The sequence below is a fragment of the Humidesulfovibrio sp. genome (genome assembly GCF_035560995.1).
Taxonomy (GTDB): Bacteria; Desulfobacterota; Desulfovibrionia; order Desulfovibrionales; family Desulfovibrionaceae; genus Humidesulfovibrio.
Map to the genome: position 1 here is coordinate 1 of NZ_DATMYK010000350.1, position 5,217 is coordinate 5,217.

Sequence of the window (5,217 nt, forward strand, 5' to 3'; positions counted from 1 at the left end):
AGCCTGTGGGCGGCCATGGGCGAGGAACAGTTCGGCGCGGACGAGCGCCTGCCCTACTGGGTGGAGCTGTGGCCCGCCGCCGTGCTGCTGGCCCGGTTCATCGCCGCCAACCCGGCGCTGGTGGCCGGGCGCGCCTGCCTGGACGCGGGCTGTGGCCTGGGACTCTCGTCCCTGGTGGCGGCCTCTGTGGGGGCGCGGGTGCTGGGCTTCGACTACGAGCCCGAGGCCCTGGCCTACGCGCAGCGCAACGCGGCGCTGAACCTGCGCCTGGGCGAGGCCCGGCCGCTATTCGCCGCCATGGACTGGCGCGCGCCCGCCGTGCCCAAGGGCGGGGCCGAGGTGATCCTCGGCGCGGACATCTTGTATGAGCGCCGCTTTTTCGAGCCCGTGGCCGCGTTTCTGGACCATGCCCTGGCGCCGCAGGGCCGCGCGTTCATCGCCGACCCGGAGCGCGGCGTTTCCGCAGGGGCCTGCGCGCGCCTGGAGGCCTTGGGCTGGCGCGTGGCCACGCCGCACACGGCCAAGGTGGCCCAAGGCGGCCAGAACATGACCGTGCATCTTCGCGAGATATCGCGCAGCAACTCTTCACGAAGCTAACAAGGAAGGCAGACCATGGGAGAAACCATCCGCTTCGGCGTGTCGCTTGATTCCGACCTGCTCGACAAGTTCGACGGGCTCTGCAAGGAAAAGAGCTACCAGACCCGCTCCGAGGCCATCCGCGACCTCATCCGCAGCATGCTGGTGCAGCGCCAGTGGGAGAACTCCGACGGCGAGGTGGCGGGCACGCTGACCCTGGTGTACGACCACCACGCCAGCGGCCTGGCCCAGAAGCTTACCGAGCTGCAGCACGACAGCCACGAGGTCATCCTTTCCACCATGCACGTGCACCTGGACCACCACAACTGCCTGGAGGTGCTGGTGCTCAAGGGCAGCGCGGAGCTCATCAAGGGCCTGGGGCAGAAGCTCATCTCCACCAAGGGCGTGAAGCACGGGCACCTTGTGCTCACCACCACCGGGCAGGAGATCGATTAATGTCCGCATCCGCACAGATGGAAGACGTTCAGAAGCACCCGGCCACGGTCCAGCTGCCCATCGACCGCGTGGGCGTGAAGGACTTGCACCTGCCCCTGGTGGTGCGCGACCGCCAGTCCGGCACGCAGCACACGGTCGCCCGCGTGGATCTGGCCGTGGATCTGCCCGCGGCCTTCAAGGGCACGCACATGAGCCGCTTCGTGGAGGCGTTGGAGAACTGGGAGGAGGAGCTTTCGCGCTCGTCGCTGGAAAAGCTCCTGTCCGACATCTCCGTGCGGCTGGAAGCGCGCCGGGCTTACGCCCGCTTTGATTTTCCGTACTTCCTGCGCCAGTCCTCGCCCAAGAGCGGGGCCAAGGGCCTCATGGGCTATCCCTGCTCGGTCATCGGCGCGTGGGAGGACGGCAGGCTCGACTTCACCCTGGGCGTGGACGTGCCGGTGATGACCGTGTGCCCCTGCTCCAAGGCCATCAGCGACGAGGGCGCGCACAGCCAGCGCAGCAATGTGCGCATCCAGGCGAAGTTCAAGGGGTTCCTGTGGCTTGAGGATCTGATCGAAATCGCCGAACGCTCCGGCTCCTCGCCCGTGTACACGCTGCTCAAGCGCGAGGACGAGAAGTTCGTCACCGAGGCGGCCTTCGCCAACCCGGCTTTTGTGGAGGACGTGGTGCGCGCCGCGGCCAAGGGCCTGTCCGAGCATCCGCGCATCACCTGGTTCAAGGTGGAGGTGGAGAGCTTCGAGTCCATCCATGGGCATTCTGCGCAGGCGTCTATTGAAAGTTCCGTGAAACAGGGGTAAAAGCGATACGTCGACCTTTCCAAAGCCGAAGGGCGACGGGGTAGGCCATGAGCATCGACACCGCCTGGAACATGCAGGGCATCACGGCCCTTGATCTCTCGGCCATGTCGGCCTCGGAGAGCATCGTCAATGCCAGCCAGGACACCAACCGCGACCAGCCCCAGACGCGCACCGACTTCCTGGGCGGTGCCACTCCGCCCCTGCTCGACATCACCGAGCTGACCCTGAGCCACTCCACCGTGTCGGATGGGCCGGGCTTTCCCTTGCACGTCTCCGGCGCGCCCACGGACTACGACTCCGGCATGATCCGCCCCGTGGCCGCCACGCCGGAGGGCGGCCCGCAGGAGATGGCCCAGAACTACCTGAGCGTGAACCAGCTGGACCAATCCTTCGCTTCCAATCTGGCCGCGCAGAACTACACCGACAGTTACCTCGGCCGCATCGTGGACTACACGGCCTAGGCGCGCAGGGAGGGAGCCGTGAGCATCGAAAGCAGCTCCAGCGTGCAGGCCCTTTCCGCCTTTGGCGTGGCCCTGGACGCCACGGCGCACAACATCGCCAACGTCTCCACCGGGAACTACCAGCCCCTGCGGGCGGAGTTCGCCGATGGCCCCGGCGGCCAGGGCGTGCAGGTGGCGGCGGTGAACCGTGCGGGTTCCGGGGCGGAGTCTGTTGGCCCTGGTGCGACAGGCGCAGGCGCTTCGGAAGGCCCCGGCGCGGGGCTCCAGGGCGTCTCCTCTCTCCTCGGGCAGGGGAACGGGGTGGACATCGCCACCGAGATGGTGGGGCTCATGCAGATCGAACGGGCCTATTCGGCCAACGCCAAGGTCATCAGCACGGTGGAGCAGACCACCGGCCGCGTGATGGACCTCATCGCCTGATTCTCTCGCCCTGTGCCGGGCGCTTCCTCCTTACGCTTCCACTACTCGTCGTCGTCCTCCATCATGGCGAAGGAGTCCTGATCGGACTTGCATTTGGGGCAGGTCCAGTCTTTGGGCAGGTCGCAGGAAGCTGTGCCGGGCGCGACGCCGCGCTCGGGGTCGCCCTTTTCGGGCACGTAGATATAGCCGCAGGCCAGGCAGGCGCAACGCATGGTCGTCTCCAAAGTATGCGGTCCGGGGACCGGTTGTGTGTCACAAAGGTCGTTTCCGGCGAAAAGGACCCGCGCAGGGGCGGGCCAAACGTCGGTGCCGGCGGCCAGAAGCTACCCAGGCCGCGCCCCGGCGTCAACACCTGCGGCCCGGCCTTACGGGGCTTGACAAAAGCCTGGAAAGGGTTGAACGTGTGGTCAACTTGACCAAACGGTCAAACGAGGTCCGCCATGAACAACCGCCGCGCACTGCTCGACGCAGCCAAAAGCCTCATCGCCGCCAAGGGCGTAAAGGCCACCACCATCGCGGGCATCGCCGCGCGCGCGGGCGTGGCCAAGGGCCTCCTGTTCTACTACTTCAAGGACAAGGGCAGCGTTGTGCAGGCCATAGCCGAAGAGTTGGACGCCGAGTACATGGCCGCGCTGCCGTCCACGGGCGAGTCCGCCCCGGCCATTGAGCGGCTGCACGCCCTCATTCGGCACCACTTCGATTTTCTTGAGCAGGCGCCGGAGAGCGCCCAATTCCTGTACCAGAGCGCCGCTGCGGACCGTGGCGAACCCGTGGCGGGTTTCTACGGGCACCTGCACGCGCGCATTCTGGCCATACTGGAGCAGGGCGTGGCCGCGGGCGAGTTCCGCGCGGACGACGTGGAAGAGCTGGCCTACATGCTGCTCGGCTCCCTGCATGGAGTGGGGCGGCTCAAGCTGTTCGAGTTCAAGCGCGACTACGATGCGGCCAGACACCTTGCCGCCTTTTACGACAAGGTTCTGTTGCGGCCCCGCGCAGGCGGAGAACATGGCGATTCGTAACAGCACCGCCCCGCTTTGGGGTCGGCGCAACCCTGGTGGACGACGGAAGCCGCCTGCCTGCAATTTCGGGCTCTGCCCGAGGAGGCGATCATGGGGCTTGGTGAACTTGGCGCAATTGCCGGAGTGCTTCTTGTGTTTGGCGTCATAGGCCTGTTTATGTACAACCGCTGCATCAAGCATTAGTCACGCATTCGGTCACACCCGTTCAAAGCCCCTGCGGAAGCTTTTTCGCGGGGGCTTTTTCGCGTCCAGCGCCTGCCGGGTGGCCGAAGGTGTAATCTCTTGGCCGCTGGGTGCCGATAAAGTGGAGAGGACATGGGGCAGCACGCTCCGCGTCGAAAAAAGCGAAAAGGCGAAACGCATGCAGACCGCGCAAGGCGAAACCGGAGCAGGGGCGATGCCCTTCCCTCAGGTTTCCATCGTCATCCCCAATCACAACTACGCCCGTTTTCTGCCGGGCTGCTTCGGCTCGATCCTTGCGCAGCGGATGAATCCCCAGCGTCTGGAGGTCATCTTTGTGGACGACGCCAGCAGCGACGGGTCCCTTGAGCTGGCGCGGGAGCTTTTGCCCGCGATGTCTTTCGGCTGGCACGAGGTCATCGCCCTGCCGCGCCAGGGCAGGCCCGGCCCGGTGCGCAATGCCGGGCTGGCGCGAGCGCGGGGCCAGGCCCTGCTGACACTTGATCCCGATGACGAGCTGCTGCCGGACTTCCTGCCGCGTTGTCTGGCCGCACTGGCCGCGGGGGCCGATGTCGTCTACACCGATTATCTGGTGGAGGACGAGGGCACCCGCATCATGCGCCTGGGGGCGTACCACAAGCTTCTGCTGGCCAATCAGAACATCCTTTCGCCCACGGCGCTGTTTTCGCGCCGGCTGTGGGACAAGGGCGCGCGCTTTCGCGGCGACACCACCTATGAAGACTGGGATTTCTGGATTCAACTGGCGCTTCTGCGCGGGCGCTTCGCCCATGTGGCGCAGCCGCTGTACCGCTACCGGCTGCACGGCGGGAATTATTCCATCGCCGCGCGCCAGGCGGACGCCCTGTCCAAGGCGCACATCGTGCTGGACAACCGGGCGTTCTATCCTTCGTGGACCCAGGCCTGGGCCGAGGGCGTGTTGTATGGAGAGTCCGGAGTCGACCCCCTGGAGCGCGGTCTCATCCCCATCCTGCCGGAGCACGCCGCACGGCGTCTGGCCGTGTAAGCCGCGAAGTCGGAGCTAGCCGCCGGAACGTATGGTCAGGCGGTTGTCCACGGACTTCACGCCGCCGACGGCCTTGGCCATGTCCACGGCCTTGCGCATCTGCTCGCTCTCGCGCACGAATCCGCCCAGGATCACCACTCCGTCAAAGGTCTTTACGTCGATTTGCGTGTTGCTGAAGCTGAAGTCTTTGGCCAAGGCCTGGTTCAGCTCGGTGGTGATGGCGGTGTCCGCAGGGTTGGGGGCGGGGCGCAGGCGGCTGGCCGCCACGGCCAGCACCACCAGGG

General features: G+C 66.2%; 9 protein-coding genes. 7 read left to right on the forward strand and 2 right to left on the reverse strand.

Going from position 1 to position 5,217, the window contains the following annotated elements; genetic code table 11:
- The 5 genes from VN419_RS13865 to VN419_RS13885 all read left to right on the forward strand — a co-directional run.
- The coding region (locus VN419_RS13865; protein ID WP_325647808.1) for a class I SAM-dependent methyltransferase at positions 1-597 on the forward strand (597 nt) is incomplete at its 5' end.
- A 15-nt stretch (positions 598-612) separates the two neighbouring features.
- A complete protein-coding gene (nikR, locus tag VN419_RS13870) occupies positions 613-1,032 on the forward strand; it encodes a nickel-responsive transcriptional regulator NikR (RefSeq protein WP_325647809.1) in 420 nt (139 codons plus the stop codon).
- Between the two features lie 17 nt (positions 1,033-1,049).
- Positions 1,050-1,829: a GTP cyclohydrolase FolE2 gene (gene folE2, locus VN419_RS13875; protein WP_325647816.1), complete on the forward strand. Its 780-nt coding sequence runs from the start codon at positions 1,050-1,052 to the stop codon at positions 1,827-1,829.
- Positions 1,830-1,876: 47 nt separating this feature from the next.
- Positions 1,877-2,290, forward strand: coding sequence for a hypothetical protein (locus tag VN419_RS13880; RefSeq protein ID WP_325647810.1), 414 nt, complete (start codon positions 1,877-1,879; stop codon positions 2,288-2,290).
- A gap of 18 nt (positions 2,291-2,308) precedes the next feature.
- Positions 2,309-2,710 (forward strand): flagellar basal body rod C-terminal domain-containing protein, encoded by a 402-nt coding sequence (locus VN419_RS13885; protein WP_325647811.1) that lies wholly within the window; start codon positions 2,309-2,311, stop codon positions 2,708-2,710.
- A gap of 41 nt (positions 2,711-2,751) precedes the next feature.
- Here the strand turns inward: VN419_RS13885 and VN419_RS13890 are convergent, their stop codons facing one another.
- Positions 2,752-2,922, reverse strand: a complete 171-nt coding sequence (locus VN419_RS13890; protein WP_325647812.1) for a rubredoxin — start codon at positions 2,920-2,922, stop codon at positions 2,752-2,754.
- A 228-nt stretch (positions 2,923-3,150) separates the two neighbouring features.
- Here VN419_RS13890 and VN419_RS13895 point away from each other — a divergent pair, with 228 nt between their 5' ends.
- A complete protein-coding gene (locus VN419_RS13895; RefSeq protein ID WP_325647813.1) occupies positions 3,151-3,729 on the forward strand; it encodes a TetR/AcrR family transcriptional regulator in 579 nt (192 codons plus the stop codon).
- Between the two features lie 361 nt (positions 3,730-4,090).
- A complete protein-coding gene (locus VN419_RS13900; protein WP_325647814.1) occupies positions 4,091-4,933 on the forward strand; it encodes a glycosyltransferase family 2 protein in 843 nt (280 codons plus the stop codon).
- Positions 4,934-4,948: 15 nt separating this feature from the next.
- On the opposite strand, the gene VN419_RS13905 is transcribed toward VN419_RS13900, so the two are convergent.
- Positions 4,949-5,217, reverse strand: a 269-nt coding sequence (locus tag VN419_RS13905; protein ID WP_325647815.1) for a BON domain-containing protein, incomplete at its 5' end; no start/stop codon positions are given.

What these genes read in the sequence shown, in the direction of transcription:
- VN419_RS13895 (WP_325647813.1), top strand. Translation starts at nt 3,151, where the DNA reads ATGAACAACCGCCGCGCACTGCTCGACGCAGCCAAAAGCCTCATCGCC.
- VN419_RS13880 (WP_325647810.1), top strand. Translation starts at nt 1,877, where the DNA reads ATGAGCATCGACACCGCCTGGAACATGCAGGGCATCACGGCCCTTGAT.
- folE2 (WP_325647816.1), top strand. Translation starts at nt 1,050, where the DNA reads ATGGAAGACGTTCAGAAGCACCCGGCCACGGTCCAGCTGCCCATCGAC.
- VN419_RS13890 (WP_325647812.1), bottom strand. Translation starts at nt 2,922, where the DNA reads ATGCGTTGCGCCTGCCTGGCCTGCGGCTATATCTACGTGCCCGAAAAG.
- VN419_RS13900 (WP_325647814.1), top strand. Translation starts at nt 4,091, where the DNA reads ATGCAGACCGCGCAAGGCGAAACCGGAGCAGGGGCGATGCCCTTCCCT.
- nikR (WP_325647809.1), top strand. Translation starts at nt 613, where the DNA reads ATGGGAGAAACCATCCGCTTCGGCGTGTCGCTTGATTCCGACCTGCTC.